Here is an 18,730-nt window from a genome sequence, read left to right as displayed (position 1 = left end):
CCGGCCGCAGGCACTAACATCGGCGGCATGACTTACATCAGGCTGACAAGATGAAACTGCTGCTTGCCGAAGACGATGCCGTACTGGCCGATGCCCTGCTGACCCGCTTTGGCCGGCTGGGCTTCAGCCTCAGCCATGCCAATGATGGTCTGCAGGCGCAAACCCTGTTGCTGGCGGAAAACTTCGATGCGGTGATTCTGGATATCGGCCTGCCCACCCTCAGCGGGCTGGAAATCCTGCGCAATGTCCGTGTGCACAAGCCGGCGCTACCCATCCTGATTCTCACCGCGCTGGACAGCATGGAAGACCGTGTCGCCGGGCTGGATGCCGGTGCCGATGATTATCTGGTCAAGCCTTTCGAATTTCCCGAGCTCGAAGCGCGCATCCGTGCGCTGCTGCGCCGCCAGCGCGCCAGCCAGCCGCTGCCGACGGCAGAACAGCAGTTCGGCAGCCTGCGGCTGGATCAGGCCGGCCAGCGCGCGTGGTCTGGCCAATCGGCACTGGACCTGTCGGCGCGCGAGCTGGAGCTGTTGCAGATCCTGTTTGACCACCGCGAACGGGTCATTACCAAGGAGCAGATTGCCGGCGAGCTTACCAGCAGCGGCGAGGAAATCGGTGCCAATGCCGTAGAAGTCTATGTACATCGCCTGCGCAAGAAACTCGACGGCAGCGATATCGTGATCAAGGCAGTGCGCGGGCTCGGTTATCTGCTGACCCGCCAGCCCGGCTAAACTGCGGCCAAGCTGTCATGGCCAAGGCCCAGCTCTCCCTGCGACGCCAGCTCACGCTGTGGCTGCTGTTGCCGCAACTGGTGCTCTGGTTGGCCGCGGCGGCACTGGCCTACACCATGACCCTGCGCTACACCGACGAGGTAATAGACCGCACGCTGGCCAAGTCTTCGCGGGCGCTGGCACGCCAGGTCAAACCCTTCGGCAACGGTTTTTACATCGACTTTCCGCGTGCTGCACGCGACATCCTCGAGCAAGATCCGAATGACCGCTTCTATTATCAGGTCAGCTCCCCACCCGAATCTTTCCTGCTCGGCGACCCGAATCTGCCACCGCCGCCAGCACTGACTTCACGCCAGCCTGGCAACACCATCTTTTACAACGGCAAAATGGGCAGTGTGGATGTGCGTGTGGTGGCGCTGTATCTGCATGCCGGCACGCCGGACCGGCCCGAAATGATGCTGGTGCAGATTGCCAAGAGCCGCGCGCTGAATGCCGAGCTGGCGCAAAAGATCCTGCTCGACATGGGCTTGCCGCTGTTTGTGCTGATGGGCATGACCAGCGTGCTGGTCTGGGCCGGTATCAGCCGCGGACTTTCACCCTTGCGTGATTTGCGCCGCACGGTGGAAAACCGCTCGGCACGCGATCTGGCCCCGATCGCCATCGATAATGCCCCCGCCGAAGTGCGCACGCTGGCGCGGGCGATCAATGATCTGCTGGACGAGGTCAACCGCCAGGTGCTGCAACAGCGCCGCTTTATTGCTGATGCCGCCCACCAGCTGCGCACGCCGCTGGCCGGGCTGAAATCTCAGGCCGAACTGCTGCAAGGCGAGCTGGCCGAGGTCGAGCCTGATCACCTGTCGCTGGCCAGACAGCTGTCGCAGCTGCAAAGCGGCGTGGCGCGCGCCATCCGCCTTGTCAACCAGCTACTGGCACTGGCTCGGGCCGAGCCGGAAGCCGGCCTGCAGATGCAGACGCTTGATCTGCTAGCCCTGGCGCGCGAAGTCGCCAGCGAGATGGTGCAAGCCGCATTGCGCAAGAATCAGGATCTCGGTCTCGAAGGCGAAGCTGACAGCCTGCCGGTAATGGGCCACGCCGGCCTGCTGCGCGAGCTGATTGCCAATCTGCTGGATAACGCCATCCAGTATTCCCCCGAAGGCAGTGAAATCACCCTGCAACTGTCGCGCCACGCCGGCATGGTCACCTTGGCCGTGCGCGATAACGGGCCGGGCATCCCGCCAGCCGAGCTTGCCCATGTGTTCGAACGCTTCTACCGCGGCAGCGCCGAAGGCCGGGGCAAAGGCTGCGGCCTCGGCCTTGCCATCGTGCAGGAAATCGCGCTGCGCCATCGCAGCCAGATCCAGCTGGAAAACCTGCCAGGCGGGGGGCTGCAATCCAGCTTTACCCTGCCACTCTCCCCATCAGCCTGAAACCGTGGCGTAGTTTGCACACTACATTCGCAGCGCAGTGCTGCGACGCACAATCCCATCCAGCCTAGCCAGACCGGCTATCCGGCGCACGACAACATCGCAGTGCAACATGTCAGTCGTCCTGTTTTCTTACAGCGCCACGCAAAGTCTTACCAATTTCTTACACAAAACTTACTAAGCAGTCTTATAGTTAGTCCAGCCAGCAAGCGCCAAACAAGAGTCAGCCCTGGCAGCCGACACAACAGGAGATAGAACATGCAACTCAAGCGTCTGACCCTGGCCATCATGGCCGCATCCCTTTTGCCAAGCATCGCATTTGCCGGTGATGTTGAAGTGCTGCACTGGTGGACCTCCGGTGGCGAGGCCAAATCCGCGGCCGAACTGAAAAAATTGATGACCGCCAAGGGTCACACCTGGAAAGACTTCGCCGTAGCCGGTGGTGGTGGTGACAACGCCATGACCGCACTGAAAACCCGTGTTGTTTCCGGCAACCCGCCAACCGCCGCCCAGATCAAGGGCCCGGCCATTCAGGAATGGGGTGCAGAAGGCGTGCTGGCTGACATCGATGCCGTGGCCAAAGCCGGCAACTGGGACAAACAGCTGCCAACCGTGGTCAGCAACGTGATGAAATACAAAGGCAAGTACGTGGCCGCCCCGGTCAACGTACACCGCGTGAACTGGCTGTGGGTGAACCCGGAAGCCTTCAAGAAGGCCGGCGCCACTGTACCGAAAACCTGGCCGGAATTCTTTGCAGCCGCCGACAAACTTCAGAAAGCCGGCATCCAGCCGATCGCTCACGGTGGCCAGCCATGGCAAGACGCTACCCTGTTTGAATCGGTGGCGCTGGGTGTAGGCGGTGCCGACTACTACAACAAGGCCTTCGTGAAACTGGACAAGGCTACCGTAGGCGGTGCGACGACCGTCAAAGTGTTCGAGACCATGGCCAAGCTCAAAACCTATATCGACAAGGGTGCCGCTGGTCGCGACTGGAACCTGGCCACCGCCATGGTGATCAACGGCAAGGCTGGCATGCAGTTCATGGGTGACTGGGCCAAGGGCGAATTTACCGCCGCAGGCAAGGTGCCGGGCAAAGACTTCATCTGTACCGATGCGCCGGGTACCCAGAATGCCTTCACCTTCAACATCGACTCCATGGCCATGTTCCAGCAGAAGTCTCCGGCCGCGGTGAAAGCCCAGGCCGACCTGGCTGCCACCATCATGAGTCCGGCCTTCCAGGAAGTGTTCAATCTGAACAAGGGCTCCATCCCGGCTCGCCTGGATACCCCGATGGCCAAGTTTGACGACTGCGCCAAGAAGTCCAGTACCGACATGAACGCCGCCGCCAAAGGAGGCAAGCTGGTACCGAGCTTTGCCCACAAGATGGCCATGCCGTCAGCTACCGAGGGTGCCATGGTGGACGTGATCTCCCAGTTCATGAACTCAAACATGACCCCGGCCCAGGCTGCCGAGCGTCTGGCCAAGGCCAGCGCAGTACGCTAAGTGCCAACACCCTGCCGCACGGGCGGCAGGGTGTTGCCTGAACCGTGTCACGACAGGCCGCCTGGCGGCCTGTCACCCGCCGCCCATGTCCGTCGTCCGTCCCGTCATGCTGCATGCTTGCGGCAGGGCGATGTGTTGCCGGCTGCTGGGCAAGCGGGCGTGTTCTCCCTAAACGAGACAGCAAGGAATCACACATGTCTGCCTCCGCATCGCAAGGCCGTCTCAGTGCACTGGCCGACCGCTGGCTGCCCAAGCTGGTACTGTCGCCGACGCTGGCTGCCAGCCTGGTTTTTGTCTATGGCTTCATCGCCTGGACCGGCTGGCTTTCCTTTACCGAATCCCGACTGATGCCCCGTTTCGAGTGGGCTGGCTTCGTGCAGTACCAGGCGCTATTCGAAAACGAGCGCTGGTGGACCGCTGCGGCCAACCTTGGCATCTTCGGCAGCCTGTTCATCCTGATCTGCCTGCTGGTGGGTCTGCTGATGGCAGTGCTGCTGGACCAGAAAATCCGTGCCGAAGGCGCGCTGCGTACTATCTACCTGTACCCGATGGCGCTGTCCTTCGTGGTAACCGGTACCGCCTGGAAGTGGATGCTGAACCCGGACATGGGTCTGCAGAAGGTGATGAACGATTTCGGCTTCGCCGACTTCACCTTCGACTGGCTGGTGAACCCGGACATGTCCATCTACACCGTGGTGATCGCCGGTGTATGGCAAAGCTCCGGCTTCGTGATGGCGCTGTTCCTGGCCGGCCTGCGCGGTATCGATGACTCCATCATCAAGGCCGCCCAGGTGGATGGCGCCAGCCTGCCCACCATCTACCGCCGCATCCTGATTCCCAGCCTGCGCCCGGTGTTCTTCAGCGTGCTGCTGATCCTGTCGCACATTGCCATCAAGAGTTTCGACCTGGTGATGGCGCTGACCGGTGGCGGCCCGGGTACCTCGTCCGACGTGCCGGCCATCTTCATGTACCAGTTCGCCTTTACCCGCGGCCAGCTGGGCCAGGGCGCGGCATCCGCGATGATGATGCTGTTCACCATCGTGGCCGTACTGGTACCGCTGATGTACATGGAAACAAGGAGTGCCAAACGTGTTTAAGAACCTTACCGTTGGCCGCGCGCTGGTCTACGCCGCGCTGCTCCTGATGGCCATTTACTACCTGCTGCCGCTGTATGTGATGCTGACCACCTCGTTCAAGAGCCTGGACGACATCCGCAGCGGCAATATGCTGTCACTGCCGCAAGTGTGGGAAGGCGGTGCCTGGGCCAAGGCCTGGGCCAGTGCCTGCACCGGCGTGGAGTGCAACGGCATGCAGGGCTTCTTCTGGAACTCCATCAAGATGACCGTGCCGGCGGTGCTGATCTCTACCTTGATCGGCGCGCTCAATGGCTACGTGGTGTCGATGTGGCGTTTCCGCGGCTCCGACGCGCTGTTCACCATGCTGCTGGTAGGCTGCTTCATCCCGTTCCAGGTGGTGCTGCTGCCGATGGCGCAACTTCTGGGCATGCTGGGCATCGCCAATACCACCACCGGCCTGGTGCTGACCCACGTGGTGTATGGCACGGCGTTTACCACGCTGTTCTTCCGTAACTTCTACATCACCGTGCCGGACGAGCTGGTGAAGGCGGCGCGCATCGATGGCGCCGGCTTCTGGACCATCTTCCTGCGCATCCTGCTGCCGATCTCTGGCCCCATCTTCGTGGTGTGCGTGATCTGGCAATTCACCCAGATCTGGAACGACTTCCTGTTCGGCGTGGTGTACGCCAGCGGTGAGGCGCAACCGATTACCGTGGCGCTGAACAATCTGGTGAACACCTCTACCGGGGTGAAGGAATACAACGTCGACATGGCCGCGGCAATCATCGCCGCGCTGCCTACCCTGTTCGTTTACATGGTTGCCGGCCGCTACTTCGTGCGTGGCCTGACAGCCGGTGCCGTGAAAGGTTAAGAAATGGCCGCACTTACCATCAACAACGTGTGCAAGACCTACGCCAACGGCACCGACGTGCTCAAAGGCATCAATATCGCCATCGAAGACGGCCAATTCCTGATTCTGGTGGGCCCGTCAGGCTGCGGCAAATCCACGCTGCTGAACATGATTGCCGGCCTCGACGACATCAGCAGCGGCGATATCGAAATCGGCGGCAAGCGCGTCAACGACCTGTCGCCGAAAGATCGCGACATCGCCATGGTGTTCCAGAGTTATGCTCTGTACCCGTCGATGACCGTGCGCCAGAACATCAGTTTCGGTCTGGAAATCCGCAAGGTGCCGCAGGCCGAAATCGACGCCACCGTACAGCGCGTGGCCGAGATGCTGCAGATCACCCATCTGCTGAATCGCAAGCCGGGCCAGATGTCCGGCGGCCAACGTCAGCGCGTGGCGATGGGCCGTGCCCTGGCGCGCAACCCGTCCATCTTCCTGTTCGACGAGCCGCTGTCCAACCTCGATGCCAAGCTGCGCGTCGAGATGCGCACCGAAATCAAGCTGATGCACCAGCGCCTGCGCTCGACCATCGTCTACGTGACGCATGATCAAATTGAAGCGATGACGCTGGGCGACAAGATCGCGGTGATGAAGGACGGCATCGTGCAGCAATTCGGCAGCCCGCAGGACATCTACGACAACCCGGCCAATCTGTTTGTCGCCAGTTTCATCGGCTCGCCGTCGATGAACTTCATCCGCGCCACCATCGAAGAGCAGGACGGCGTGCCCGGCATCGTCCTCAGCGATGGTCGTCACAGCGTGCTGCTACCACTGGCACACGAAAGCACCAGGTTGGCCGCATGGCTGGGCCGCGAGGTGATTGCCGGCATCCGCCCGGAGCAGATCACCGACACCCGCACCGCCCACCGTGCCGACCTGCCCGCCATGCAATGCCATATCGACGTGACCGAGCCGACCGGTCCGGACACCCTGGTGTTCATCACGCTCAATGGCAGCAAGGTCTGCTGCCGCAGCCACCCGCTGGAAGCCGGCCACGCCGGCGGCAATATGCAGCTGGTTTTCGACGTGTCCAAGCTGGTGCTGTTTGACCCGGCCAGCGAGACCCGCATCATCTGAACGATTTCTCCGTTTTTCCGCCAGTGTTTGCCGCGCCTTCGGGTGCGGCTTTTTTCATCGCTGTTTCATGTGAAACCACACCAGCAGCCAAGGTTGGCCGCAAGGCTGGACAAGCACCATGCCAGACGCTTAGGATGCCCTATCCCCTGTGTCGGGGGAGCGTCGCTCGGACGGTTCCGGGCGCTTACGTTGAAAGGTTCACCATGTCGTCTACCGGCAAGCGCCGCTTTGCGCGCATCGATCGTCTTCCTCCTTACGTTTTCAACATCACCGCTGAACGCAAGATGGCCGCCCGCCGCCGTGGCGACGATATCGTCGACATGAGCATGGGCAACCCCGACGGTGCCACGCCACCGCATATCGTCGCCAAGCTGACCGAAGCCGCCCAGCGGCCGGATACTCACGGCTACTCCGCATCCAAGGGCATTCCGCGCCTGCGCCGTGCCATTTCGCGCTGGTACAAAGATCGTTATCAGGTGGAAATCGACGCCGATAGCGAGGCCATCGTCACTATCGGTTCGAAAGAAGGCCTCGCCCATCTGATGCTGGCAACGCTGGATCGCGGCGACACGGTGCTGGTGCCGGATCCGAGCTACCCGATCCACATCTACGGCGCGGTGATTGCCGGTGCGGACATCCGTAGCGTGCCGATGTCGCCGGAGGTGGATTTCTTTGCCGAGCTGGAAAAAACCATTCGTGGCAGCTACCCCAAACCGAAGATGATCGTGATCGGCTTTCCGTCCAACCCGACGGCGCAATGCGTGGAGCTGGACTTCTTCGAGCGCGTGATTGCGCTGGCCAAGAAGCACGACATCTTCGTGGTGCACGATCTGGCCTACGCCGACATTGTGTTCGACGGCTGGAAGGCGCCGTCCATCATGCAGGTGCCGGGGGCAAAGGACATCGCGGTGGAGTTCTTCACCCTGTCCAAAAGTTACAACATGGCCGGCTGGCGTATCGGCTTCATGGTCGGCAATCCTGACCTCGTCGCCGCGCTGGCCCGCATCAAGAGCTACCACGATTACGGCACCTTCACTCCGCTGCAGATCGCAGCGATTGCCGCGCTGGAAGGCGATCAGCAATGCGTGAAGGACATCGCCGCCACTTACCAGAAGCGCCGCGACGTGTTGTACAAGGGCCTGATGGAGGCCGGCTGGCAGGTCGACAAGCCCAAGGCCTCGATGTACATCTGGGCGCGTATTCCCGAGCACTACCGCCAGCTGGGCTCCCTGGCCTTTGCCAACCTGTTGCTGGACAAGGCCCGCGTGTCGGTCTCGCCCGGCGTCGGCTTTGGTGACTACGGCGACGAGTATGTGCGCTTCGCGCTGATCGAAAACGAGAACCGCATCCGTCAGGCAATTCGCGGCATCAAGACCATGTTCCGTGCCGACGGTTTGCCGATTCCGGAGCAGGACAGCCTCTGATCTGCCTCTAAAAAACGGCGGCCAACTGGCTGCCGTTTTTTCTGTCTTTGCCTATCATGGATCAAGCCTGCCATCCGTGTGGCCGCTTCAAGAGACACCCGCATGAAACACCTGACCGCCGCCCTGCTGTTCGCTTGCAGTACCCAGCTGTCTGCTGCCGATCTGACCATAGGCGTCGGTGACAATCCGCCATTCAACTGGAGCGAAAAAGGCCAGCCACAAGGCATGGCCGCCCATATCACCACCGAGCTGTTCAAGCGGGCCGGCTTGTCAGTCGAGTATGTCGATCAGCCTTGGGCCAGGGTGTTCCAGAATGCGCGTAGCGAGCCGAATTTCTGTGCATTTACCCTGGGCCGCATCCCCGAACGTGAAGCGTGGTTCCAGTGGATAGGGCCGATTGCCTACAACAAATGGGCACTGTTCGCGCTACGCTCGCGCAAGCTCGAGTTGGGCAAACTGGAGGACGCCGGCAAATTGCGTATCGGCGGCCAGAACAAGGATGCCAAGGCCACCTGGCTGGAAAGCCGTGGCTATCAGCTGGACTATGGCGCCACCGAAGACCAGTCTATGCGCAAGCTGTTTGCCGGCCGCATCGACCTCTACCCGGCAGGCTTGCTGACCGGGCCTATCGTCGCCCGCCGGCTGGGGCTGGATGCCGGCCAATTGCAACCATTGCTGGTTTTCAACCAGATCGAGAATTACCTCGGCTGCAGCCTGTCCACCGATCGCAGCAAGATTTTCAAACTGCAAAAAGCCCTGCTCAGCATGCAGAAAGACAAGACGCTGGAAAAAATCTGGGATGACTACGAACACGAGGTCGCCCCCTAGCCGGCACAGCCTCGCATCCGGGCCAGTCATGACAAGGCCCATGTACGCTGACGTTTCAATCGCCCGCTATCTGCCCTGGACCTTCTGCGGCCAACCTTCCCTGCAGCATTGCTGATGCATTTGCAGGCGGCAACCAACACGCCAACGACATTAAAAATATCCTGTTTTTCGCTGCCGGATTGCCTAAGCTCAGTCTATGGCAGGAGAGCGCACACCAGACAAGGAGACCGACCATGCAAGTGACTGAGCTGTTCGACAAGGCATCCGGCAAGCTGCCGATGGTACCCAAGGTAGTCCAGGAGCTGGTCGCCAGCTTCCAGCAAAGCGATATCAATATTGACGAGATTACCGGCAAGGTCATCCACGATCAGGTACTCAGTGCACGCGTGCTGCGTCTGGCCAATACTGCCCGTTTTGGCGGCAGCCGCAAGGTCGGCTCGCTGGAAGACGCGGTGGTGATTCTCGGCTTCGACAATCTGCGGGTGCTGGTGATTGCCTCCGGCGTCACCGGGGTCAGCGCCAATATCCCGGGCTTTGACATGAAGACCTTCTGGCAGCGCAGTTTCGAAACCGCCAATACCAGCAAGCTGCTGGCCAAGATGGCCAAGCTGAACCAGCAGATTGCCTACACCTGCGGCCTGATGGCCAATATCGGCGAGCTGGTCTTGCATGTGGCCGAGCCGGAAAAAGCGGTGCAGATCGACAAGGCGGTGGTCGGCGGCGCGGCGCGCCTGCCTACCGAACAAATGGTGCTGGGCATGGATTTGACCGAAGTCGGAGCCGAGCTCGCCCGTCGCTGGAACTTCCCCGATGAGATCCAGGAGGCCATTCGCCAGCAGCACAACCTCACCCACCCGCAGCTGGTCAGCCCTTACGCTCGCGTACTCGGCCTCGCCGGCTTCATCGTGAGTGGCTTCAATAATGGCGTGAGCGAGGCCGACATGCTGGCCAGCCTGCCCACCAACCTGCTGACCTCGCTGTCGATCGACATCGGCGAGCTGGCCGGCAAGATGCATGATCTGCAGGAATCCAGCACCACTACTGACGACCTGCTGTGAAGGTTGGCCGCAAAACGACAAGGCCGCAGGCAATGCCTGCGGCCTTGTGCATGCCAAATAAGGGCGATCAGCTGCCTTCGGCTGTTGTGGCCAGCGGCTGGCGACGCTCGATCACGCTGACAAAGCGGAACTCGATTTCCTGCATCAGCTCGTCGATACGGATGATCTGCAGCTGGATGCGGTCACCCTGCGCCAGCTCTGGCAGGCCCGGAATGCGTGTACGCAGTGGCACACCGTCGATACGCACCAGATCTTCCTTGATATAGCTGGCAGTCGGCTCGCTGATGCCTTGCTGGCTGAACCAGCGCAAGCACCAGAAGTGTTCCATCTTGTCCTGGAAGCCCAGATAAGCGCTGTAGGCGGTGTCAAAATCGCGCAGCAGCGCAAACAGCATCGCATCGCCCTGCTTGTACTGCGGGGTCTCACCACGGATCATCGCGGTCAGCTGGCGCTGGTTGATAAAGTCCGACGCGCGACGCAGCGGCGAGGTACTCCATGCATATTGCTGCACCCCCAGGCCGACGTGCGGCTCGGGCTTGGTGGTCATGCGTACCTTGCCCATGCTCTGCGCGCGATACATCGCCGGGATATTGGCTTCGGCCAGCATGCGGCCCCATTCGCTATTGGCCAGAATCATCAGCTCGGACACCAGCTTGTCCATCGGCGAGCCACGCTTGCGGATGGTGATGAGCACCTTGCCGTCGATCACGTCGAAGTTGTAATCGACCTGTGGCGGACGGTTCGGATCCGGCGTCTTGCCGCGGAAGGCTTCGCGCGCATTGGCAAACTGCCACAGCCACACCAGTTCGCGCTTGAAGGCGTAATCCGGGCCAAAACCGTCTGCGGCCAACGTTTCTTCGTTGAACACCTGCTCCAGCTGATCGTGACGCAGGTTGGCCGCAATATGTACACGCTCGACACGGTTGTCGAAGGCCACCAGCTCGAAGGCCGGCGTCACCTCGACATACAGGCTCAGCGCCGGGCAGGCGCGCCCTTCCTGCAGGGTGTACAGCTGTACGACTTCGTCCGGCAGCATGGTGATCTTGCTGCCCGGGAAGTAAACAGTAGACAGGCGGTTGTGCACCACTTTTTCCAGATCGGAGCCCGGCGCGATACCCAGCGTCGGTGCGGCGATATGGATGCCGACGCGGATATTGCCGTTGTCCAGCCACACCACCGACAGCGCATCGTCGATCTCGGTGGTATTGGCATCATCAATCGAGAAAGCCTGCACTTCGGCCAGCGGCAGATCGTCCGGCAGCGTGGCAGCCGCATGGTTGCCAAAGCCGGTGCCTTTGGGGAAGTGCTCGAGCTGGAAGCCGGCCATCAGGTAATCCGGCACCGAGCTGATACCGCCGACCTTGTCCGCCAGACGCAGCGGTGGCAGGCCGGTCGCACGGCTGGCCTGATCGAAAGCCTTGAATTCGAGGGTGTTCTTGTCCGGGCGATACAAAAGCGTCATTAGCTGGCTGCGGATCGCATCCGGCAGCGTACCGGCCGCCAGTTCGGCCGCCCAGGCATCGACCTGTTCCTGCTCGCGCTTCTTGCGCTCGATGCCGGCCAGTGCCGCTTTCAGCGTGTCTTCCGGTGCCGCCTTGAAACGGCCCTTGCTCTTCTTGTAGAAGTACATCGGCGCGGCATACAGCTTGAGCAGGATCGCCGCATTCTCGAAGGCCGATGGCGCATGGCCGAAGTAGTCGGCGGCCAGCGTTTCGAAGCCGAATTCGTCTTCGCCGCAGCACTCCCACAGGAAGTCGATGTCGATATCGGCAGCAATCTTTTCCGCAGCCGGCAGGAAGGCCTGCAGATCGCTGGAAAACTCCAGGAATACGTTGGCCGCTTTCAGCTTGGTGCGTTTGCCGTGCTGGGTATCAATCTGCAGACTGGCATCTGCGCGTGATACCACGCTGCCTACCTTGAAGTTGCCGCTTTCTTCGTAAAAAACATTCATGCTGCGTGCGCCGGTTCTGGTGAAAACAAGAGCGTCAGTATACCCGAGCGGCCCGCGCTTTGCCTGCCCGACCCTGCGCGATGCACGAGCTTGTCAGCACTCGCCAGCATGAAAAACGCCACCTGCAAAAGGTGGCGTTGGCGGGCAAGTCAGCGCTCAGACCGGATCGGCCAGATACATGCGCACATTGTGATCCTGCAGCAGCTTCTTCAGGTTTTCCGGCGGCATCGCATCGGTATAGATGGCATTGAAGTCGCTGATATGGCCCATGCGCACCAGCGCATTGCGGCCGAATTTGCTGTGATCCGCCGCCAGATAGCGGTGGCGCGCATTATTCATCATCGCCTGCGCCACGCGCACTTCGCGGTAATCGAAGTCCAGCAGCGAGCCGTCATTCTCTATGCCCGATACACCGATGACCGCGTAATCGACCTTGAACTGGTTGATGAAGTCCAGCGTGGCCACACCGGTAATGCCACCATCGGAGGCACGCACTACGCCCGAGGTAATCATCACGGTAAAGTCGGGGTTGGCCGACATGATGGAGGCGACGTGAATATTGTTGGTAATCACGCGCAGGCCCTTGTGGGTGGCCGTCAGCGCCTGGGCAACCGCCTCGATGGTGGTGCCGATACTCATGAACAGCGAGGCATGATCGGGAATGTTCTCCGCGATCATGTCGGCGATGTGTGCCTTCTCGCTTTGCAGCTTGCCCTTGCGGGCGAAGTAATCTTCGTTCTCGACACTGCTGCCCAAGGCAGCACCACCGTGATAGCGGCGCAGCAGGTTGGCCTCGCACAGCTGGTTGATGTCGCGGCGGATGGTCTGTGGCGTCACGTCCAGCAGACGCGCCAGTTCTTCAATAGGCATAAAGCCGTTTTCGCGCACCAGCTGCAGGATTTTGTCGTGTCTGGGTGATCGGCTCATGATTTCACAAGTTCGCAAACGAAAATATTAGCCTAGTCTTTATCATGAAAAAGGCCATTATCGCAACGCCTGCTTGTCATAAACGAACCATTTGCCATAAATCGCCAAGGCAATGAATGCGCAGACTGCGGCAATTCCGCATCATCATGCCAATGGCTTTTCCATCATCAGATAGCTTGTGCCACCCAAGCCCGATTGGGCAAAGCCTTGTTGCCGATACAGTGCCAGACCCACGTCATTGTCTTCACGCACTTCGAGCGTGAGCTTGGCGCAGCCGCGCTGTTGCGCTTCGGCGGCTACGGCCTGCAGCAACAAGCGACCGATGCCCTTGCCACGCGCCGCCGGTAATACCGAGACATCGTGCAGATTGCACAAGGGCGCGGCGGCAAAACTGGAGAAGCCCAGCACGCACAGGGCATGGCCCAGCGGCTCGCCATCCTGCTCGGCAATCAGCGCAAACAGGCCGCCATGGCTGGCCAGCGCCTGCGGCAGCTTCTGCAGACTGGCCGCCGACAGGCCCTCACCGCCACCCATCGCATCCCGCGCATAGGCATCAGTGAGCCGGGTCAGCAGTTCGCAATCGGCCGGATTGGACAGGTCGGCCAGGCGAATCAGCGGGCCGCTCATTGGCTCTGCGCCGCTGTACTGTTTTGCGGCAGATAAAGCGGGCCTTTGTAGCCGCAGGCGACAAGACCGAACAACAACACACTGGCAATCACGAGGGTACGCATACGGATTCCGCTGGCTATGGCAAAATCGCAGTCTATCAGGCCGTCCGGCCACTCCCAAGCCATGCGGCCAACCTTTTGAAAGCTCAACATGACCGAAAGCGAATTCCTGACCCTGACCGACGACATCTTTGCACGCATCGAAAACAGCATTGATGATGCCGGCCTTGATGCCGACTACCTGCGCCAGGGCAATGTGCTGGAGCTGTCGTTTGATAATGGCAGCAAGATCGTGATCAACCGTCATGCGGCCAACTTCGAACTGTGGATCGCCGCCAAGAGTGGCGGCTTCCACTTTGCCCTGCGCGATGGCCAATGGCTGGCCGCACGGGATGGCGCCGAATTCGGCGCGACCCTGAGCGAAGTGGTACGCGCCGCCAGCGGCGAAGACTACGACTTTGTGGTCTGACTGGCCGGAAGCGGCGCTGCTGGGCGGCCTCGCGGCCTCGGCCTTTCTGTCGGCCACCCTGCTGCCCGGCAATTCGGAGCTGGTGCTGGCCGGCATCCTGCACAGTCACCCGCAACTCTTATGGTGGGCACTGCTGGTCGCCACCGTGACCAATAGTGCCGGCAGCCTGACCAGTTTCTGGCTGGGCAGCAAGGCGCCGGCCAGACCGTTGCCGCCGCGCGCGGCGCGCTGGTTTGCCCGCTTCGGCCCCGCCGCCCTGTGGCTGAGCTGGGTGCCGTTTGCCGGTGATGCGCTACCGTTGGCCGCAGGCTGGCTGCGCCTGCGCTGGCTGCCCTGCCTGTGCTGGATCCTGCTGGGCAAGGCCAGCCGCTACGCGGCGCTGGCGTGGTCGCTGCAACTGGTACGGTAAACCGTACGGCACACTCAACAGTCATCCGGATTTCCGAACGGTATATTCCCGCAGCGAAATCCGGGCTTTACTGGCATCAGTGCTGAAGTTCACTATGCTGAAAACAAATCCGGACCGGGCAAGACTGCCTGCCAGCGGGCATGGCTGCTGCACCGGTCCGACCTCAGTCAAATACTCTGGAGTCGCATGAGCTCACATATCCCGCGCAAGCGTTTTGGTCAGAATTTCCTGCAGGACAGCAAGGTCATCGACGATATCGTCAGTGCTGTCGGTGCCCAGCCCGGCGATGTCGTGGTCGAGATCGGCCCTGGCCTTGGTGCGCTGACCATCCCGCTGCTCAAGCGCCTAAACCATTTGCATGTCGTGGAAATCGACCGCGACATCATCAGCCGCCTGAAGTCCAACTTTCCGCCGGAACGGCTGACCATCCACGAAGGCGATGCCCTGGCATTCGACTTCGCCACCGTATCGGACGGCCCGTTCAAGCTGGTCGGCAACCTGCCCTACAACATTTCCACCCCGCTGCTGTTCCATCTGGCGAGCTATGGCAACCGCGTGATCGACATGCACTTCATGCTGCAAAAAGAAGTGATCGACCGCATGGTGGCCGAGCCGGGCACCGCCGATTACGGCCGTCTGACGGTAATGTTGCAGTACCGTTTCGACATGGAACAGATCTTGCTGGTACCACCAGGCGCGTTTTTCCCGCCACCCAAGGTCGACTCGGCCGTGGTGCGCATGATTCCGGATCCGGGCCGCTGCGGTATCGCACAAGACGAGACCCTGCTGGAAGAAATTGTTGCCCAGGCCTTTGCCCAGCGTCGCAAGACCCTGCGCAATAACCTGAAAGGCATCATCAGCGACGAAGCACTGCAGCAACTGGGCATAGACCCGGGCGCCCGTGCCGAAACGCTGGCCGTTACGCAATATGTGGCATTGGCAAATTATCTGGCACAGAACAGAAAAGCCTGACAACAATAAGGCCACCCATCAAGGGTGGCTGGCGGGAAAGAGGACAGAGAGAGAAATGATACGCTTCAACAATGTACATAAATGGTTCAAGGACCTGCACGTGCTCAACGGCATCGACCTGACGGTAGAACAGGGCGAAGTCGTGGTGATCTGCGGTCCGTCCGGCTCGGGCAAGTCGACGCTGATTCGCACCGTCAACCAGCTGGAAACCATCAATGAAGGCGAAATCTGGGTGGATGGCATCAATGTCACCGACCCGAAAACCGATCTCAATGCCCTGCGCGCCGAAGTAGGCTTTGTCTTCCAGCATTTCAATCTCTACCCGCACCTGTCGGTTCTCGACAACATCACCTTGTCGCCGATGCAGGTCAAAAAAATGGACAAGACCGCTGCCGAAAAACAGGCAGTCGCCTTGCTGGAAAAAGTGGGCCTCGCCCACAAGAAAGACGCCTTCCCGTCGCAACTGTCGGGTGGCCAGCAGCAACGTGTCGCCATTGCCCGTGGTCTGGCAATGGAACCCCGCGTCATGTTGTTTGATGAACCGACCTCGGCACTCGATCCGGAAATGATCGGCGAAGTGCTGAAAGTGATGAAAGACCTGGCCGAATCCGGCATGACCATGATGGTCGTCACCCACGAAATGGGCTTTGCCCGTGAAGTGGCCGATCGCGTGGTCTTCATCGATCACGGCCAGATCGTAGAGCAAGCCCCACCCGAAACTTTTTTCAAGAGCCCGCAGCACGAACGGGCCAAACAGTTTTTACGGCAGTTGCTCACGCCGATGAGCTAAGGCCACCAGCCGGCCCTGCGCACGACAGGGCCTTGATAACAGCAGCAAAACCTTAGAGATAAATGGAGAAACCCATGCGCTTTACTACTCGTCTGCTGACGACTGCAGTCATCGCTTCCGCATTCGCCGCCCCGGCCATGGCCAACACCCTGGAGAAGGTCAAGCAATCCGGCGTGATCGTTCTCGGTCACCGTGATGCTTCGATCCCGTTCTCCTACATCGGCACTGATCCGTCCGCTCCGATCGGCTACTCGCACGACCTGCAGCTGAAAGTGGTCGAGGCCGTGAAGAAGCAACTGAAGATGCCTAACCTGCAGGTGAAGTACAACCTGGTTACCTCGCAGACCCGTATCCCGCTGGTACAGAACGGTACCGTGGATCTGGAATGTGGCTCCACCACCAACAACCTGGAACGCCAGAAACAGGTTGAGTTCTCGGTAGGTATCTTCGAAATCGGTACCCGTCTGATGACTGCCAAGACTTCCGGTATCAAGGATTTCCCTGATCTGAAGGGCAAGAACGTGGTAACCACCGCCGGTACCACCTCCGAGCGTCTGCTGAAGGCCATGAACGTCGAGAAGCAACTGGGCATGAACGTGATTTCCGCCAAGGATCACGGCGAGTCCTTCCTGATGCTGGAATCCGGCCGCGCGGTTGCGTTCATGATGGACGATGCCCTGCTGTACGGCGAAATGGCCAAGGCCAAGAACCCGGCCAACTGGGTAGTTACCGGCAAGCCGCAATCCTACGAAATCTATGGCTGCATGCTGCGCAAGGATGATCCAGCCTTCAAGAAGGTAGTGGATGACGCCATCAAGGCCGTCTACAAGTCCGGCGAAATCAACAAGATCTACAACAAGTGGTTCATGAGTCCGGTTCCGCCAAAAGGCCTGAACCTGAACTTCCCGATGTCTGATGAACTGAAGGATCTGATCGCCAAGCCGACCGACAAGTCTGCTGAAGAGATGTAATTGCGCCCAGTCGCATTTTCCTTGTTGCAGGCCTATAAAAAGGCCAGCGCCAAACGGGATGGCTAGCCGGACAGTGTCCGGTTAACCATCACGAAGGGGCGCTGCTTGCGCCCCTTTTTCATTTGGAGAAGTTCATGAATTACAACTGGGACTGGAATGTTTTCTTCAAGTCCACAGGCATCGGCGACGAGATCTATCTCGACTGGTTCATTTCCGGCCTCGGCTGGACCATTGCTGTTGCCCTGGCAGCCTGGATTGTCGCGCTGGCGCTCGGCTCCCTGCTTGGCGTGATGCGCACGCTGCCGAACAAGTTGGCCGCAGGCGTCGCTACCGCCTATGTCGAGCTGTTCCGTAACGTACCGCTGCTGGTACAACTGTTTGTCTGGTACTTCCTGGTGCCCGACTACCTGCCCGAGCAGACCCAGATCTGGTTCAAGCAGGAGCTGAATCCGGCTACCTCGGCCTATCTTTCCGTAGTGGTCTGCCTCGCACTGTTTACTGCCGCCCGTGTCTGCGAACAGGTGCGTACCGGTATCCAGGCGCTGCCCAAGGGCCAGAGTGCCGCGGCACTGGCCGTCGGCTTCACCCTGCCGCAAATGTATCGCCATGTGCTGTTGCCGCAGGCTTTCCGCATCATCATTCCGCCGCTCACCAGCGAATTCCTGAACATCTTCAAGAACTCCTCGGTAGCGTCGCTGATCGGCCTGATGGAGCTGCTGGCCCAGACCAAGCAGACTGCCGAATTCAGTGCCAACATCTTTGAAGCCTTTACCCTGGCCACGCTGATCTACTTCACGCTGAACATGAGCCTGATGGCGATCATGAGCTTCATCGAGAAGAAAGTGCGCATCCCGGGCATGATGGGAGGGGCCAAATAATGGATTTCAGCCAGATTATTCCTGCCCTGCCGTCGCTGGTCGATGGCATGCTGTTGACCCTGAAACTGCTGGTAATGGCCGTGCTCGGCGGTATTGCCCTCGGCACCGTACTCGCGCTGATGCGCCTGTCCAGCAACCCGATGCTGTCGGGTTTTGCCAAGGCCTACGTCAATTACTTCCGTTCGATCCCGCTGCTGCTGGTGGTGACCTGGTTCTACCTCGCCGTGCCGATGCTGCTGAACTGGATCACCGGCGAGTTTGTCGCGGTCGGCGCATTCACCTCGTGTCTGGTGGCCTTCATCATGTTCGAGGCGGCCTACTACTGTGAAGTGGTACGCGCCGGTATCCAGTCGATTCCGAAGGGCCAGCTGCACGCGGCCTACGCGATGGGGATGACTTATGGTCAGGCCATGCGTCTGATCATCCTGCCGCAGGCCTTCCGCAAGATGACCCCGCTGCTGCTGCAGCAGTCCATCATCCTGTTCCAGGATACTTCGCTGGTTTACGCGGTAGGCCTGATGGACTTCCTGAATGCAGCACGTTCGCGCGGTGATATCGTGGGTGCCTCGCACGAGTTCCTGATTTTTGCCGGTGCAGTGTATTTTGTTATCAGTTTCGGCGCGTCCTTCCTGGTGAAGCGCCTGCAGAAGAGGTTGGCGGTATGAGC

20 protein-coding genes are annotated in these 18,730 nt (G+C 60.1%); 16 read left to right on the top strand and 4 right to left on the bottom strand.

From position 1 onward, the window contains the following. The first annotated feature begins 50 nt into the window (after positions 1-50). The 9 genes from ACZ9W6_RS06555 to ACZ9W6_RS06515 all read left to right on the top strand — a co-directional run bounded on the left by ACZ9W6_RS06555 (position 51) and on the right by ACZ9W6_RS06515 (position 10,028). Positions 51-731, top strand: coding sequence for a response regulator transcription factor (locus tag ACZ9W6_RS06555; protein WP_465190288.1), 681 nt, complete (start codon positions 51-53; stop codon positions 729-731). Between the two features lie 17 nt (positions 732-748). After that, on the top strand, positions 749-2,158 hold the full coding sequence (locus tag ACZ9W6_RS06550) for a sensor histidine kinase N-terminal domain-containing protein (protein WP_465190287.1): 1,410 nt from the start codon (positions 749-751) through the stop codon (positions 2,156-2,158). A gap of 255 nt (positions 2,159-2,413) precedes the next feature. Further along, complete coding sequence (locus tag ACZ9W6_RS06545) at positions 2,414-3,658, top strand: ABC transporter substrate-binding protein (RefSeq protein ID WP_465190286.1); 1,245 nt, start codon at positions 2,414-2,416, stop codon at positions 3,656-3,658. 194 nt (positions 3,659-3,852) lie between these two features. Beyond that, the gene (locus ACZ9W6_RS06540; protein ID WP_465190285.1) at positions 3,853-4,755 is read left to right on the top strand and encodes a carbohydrate ABC transporter permease; all 903 of its coding nucleotides are present in this window, start codon (positions 3,853-3,855) and stop codon (positions 4,753-4,755) included. Continuing rightward, the gene (locus tag ACZ9W6_RS06535) at positions 4,748-5,605 is read left to right on the top strand and encodes a carbohydrate ABC transporter permease (protein WP_465190284.1); all 858 of its coding nucleotides are present in this window, start codon (positions 4,748-4,750) and stop codon (positions 5,603-5,605) included. Before ACZ9W6_RS06540 ends, ACZ9W6_RS06535 begins: the two co-directional genes overlap by 8 nt. 3 nt (positions 5,606-5,608) lie before the next feature. Then, complete coding sequence (locus ACZ9W6_RS06530) at positions 5,609-6,718, top strand: ABC transporter ATP-binding protein (RefSeq protein WP_465190283.1); 1,110 nt, start codon at positions 5,609-5,611, stop codon at positions 6,716-6,718. A 203-nt stretch (positions 6,719-6,921) separates the two neighbouring features. After that, positions 6,922-8,142 carry an alanine transaminase gene (gene alaC, locus ACZ9W6_RS06525; protein ID WP_465190282.1) on the top strand — a complete coding sequence of 407 codons (1,221 nt, stop codon included), beginning with the start codon at positions 6,922-6,924 and terminating at the stop codon, positions 8,140-8,142. A 102-nt stretch (positions 8,143-8,244) separates the two neighbouring features. Continuing rightward, the gene (locus ACZ9W6_RS06520; protein ID WP_465190281.1) at positions 8,245-8,970 is read left to right on the top strand and encodes a substrate-binding periplasmic protein; all 726 of its coding nucleotides are present in this window, start codon (positions 8,245-8,247) and stop codon (positions 8,968-8,970) included. Positions 8,971-9,203: 233 nt separating this feature from the next. Further along, a complete protein-coding gene (locus ACZ9W6_RS06515; RefSeq protein WP_465190280.1) occupies positions 9,204-10,028 on the top strand; it encodes an HDOD domain-containing protein in 825 nt (274 codons plus the stop codon). 67 nt (positions 10,029-10,095) lie between these two features. On the opposite strand, the gene ACZ9W6_RS06510 is transcribed toward ACZ9W6_RS06515, so the two are convergent. The 4 genes from ACZ9W6_RS06510 to lptM form a co-directional block, all read right to left on the bottom strand. After that, entirely contained in the window at positions 10,096-11,979 is a 1,884-nt protein-coding gene (locus tag ACZ9W6_RS06510) for a ribonuclease catalytic domain-containing protein (protein WP_465190279.1), read from the bottom strand. 156 nt (positions 11,980-12,135) lie between these two features. Beyond that, a complete protein-coding gene (locus tag ACZ9W6_RS06505) occupies positions 12,136-12,906 on the bottom strand; it encodes a DeoR/GlpR family DNA-binding transcription regulator (protein WP_465190278.1) in 771 nt (256 codons plus the stop codon). Between the two features lie 144 nt (positions 12,907-13,050). Continuing rightward, entirely contained in the window at positions 13,051-13,533 is a 483-nt protein-coding gene (locus ACZ9W6_RS06500; RefSeq protein WP_465190277.1) for an N-acetyltransferase family protein, read from the bottom strand. Then, complete coding sequence (gene lptM, locus ACZ9W6_RS06495; protein ID WP_465190276.1) at positions 13,530-13,727, bottom strand: LPS translocon maturation chaperone LptM; 198 nt, start codon at positions 13,725-13,727, stop codon at positions 13,530-13,532. The genes ACZ9W6_RS06500 and lptM overlap by 4 nt, the downstream gene beginning before the upstream one ends. Here lptM and cyaY point away from each other — a divergent pair. The 7 genes from cyaY to ACZ9W6_RS06460 all read left to right on the top strand — a co-directional run bounded on the left by cyaY (position 13,726) and on the right by ACZ9W6_RS06460 (position 18,728). Continuing rightward, positions 13,726-14,043, top strand: a complete 318-nt coding sequence (gene cyaY, locus ACZ9W6_RS06490) for an iron donor protein CyaY (protein ID WP_465190275.1) — start codon at positions 13,726-13,728, stop codon at positions 14,041-14,043. The two genes, lptM and cyaY, sit on opposite strands and share 2 nt — an antisense overlap. Continuing rightward, entirely contained in the window at positions 14,033-14,452 is a 420-nt protein-coding gene (locus ACZ9W6_RS06485) for a YqaA family protein (RefSeq protein WP_465190274.1), read from the top strand. Before cyaY ends, ACZ9W6_RS06485 begins: the two co-directional genes overlap by 11 nt. Before the next feature lie 186 nt (positions 14,453-14,638). Further along, positions 14,639-15,424: a 16S rRNA (adenine(1518)-N(6)/adenine(1519)-N(6))-dimethyltransferase RsmA gene (gene rsmA / locus ACZ9W6_RS06480; RefSeq protein ID WP_465190273.1), complete on the top strand. Its 786-nt coding sequence runs from the start codon at positions 14,639-14,641 to the stop codon at positions 15,422-15,424. Between the two features lie 55 nt (positions 15,425-15,479). Then, a complete protein-coding gene (locus ACZ9W6_RS06475; protein ID WP_465190272.1) occupies positions 15,480-16,214 on the top strand; it encodes an amino acid ABC transporter ATP-binding protein in 735 nt (244 codons plus the stop codon). Positions 16,215-16,288: 74 nt separating this feature from the next. Beyond that, a complete protein-coding gene (locus ACZ9W6_RS06470) occupies positions 16,289-17,185 on the top strand; it encodes a glutamate/aspartate ABC transporter substrate-binding protein (protein ID WP_465190271.1) in 897 nt (298 codons plus the stop codon). Positions 17,186-17,319: 134 nt separating this feature from the next. Continuing rightward, on the top strand, positions 17,320-18,063 hold the full coding sequence (locus tag ACZ9W6_RS06465; protein ID WP_465190270.1) for an amino acid ABC transporter permease: 744 nt from the start codon (positions 17,320-17,322) through the stop codon (positions 18,061-18,063). Beyond that, the gene (locus tag ACZ9W6_RS06460) at positions 18,063-18,728 is read left to right on the top strand and encodes an amino acid ABC transporter permease (protein WP_465190269.1); all 666 of its coding nucleotides are present in this window, start codon (positions 18,063-18,065) and stop codon (positions 18,726-18,728) included. The genes ACZ9W6_RS06465 and ACZ9W6_RS06460 overlap by 1 nt, the downstream gene beginning before the upstream one ends. Positions 18,729-18,730 lie beyond the last annotated feature (2 nt).

The organism is Vogesella lacus (genome assembly GCF_979366295.1).
Note: the sequence above shows the minus strand (reverse complement) of the source record. Positions and strands in the feature narration are given on the sequence as shown.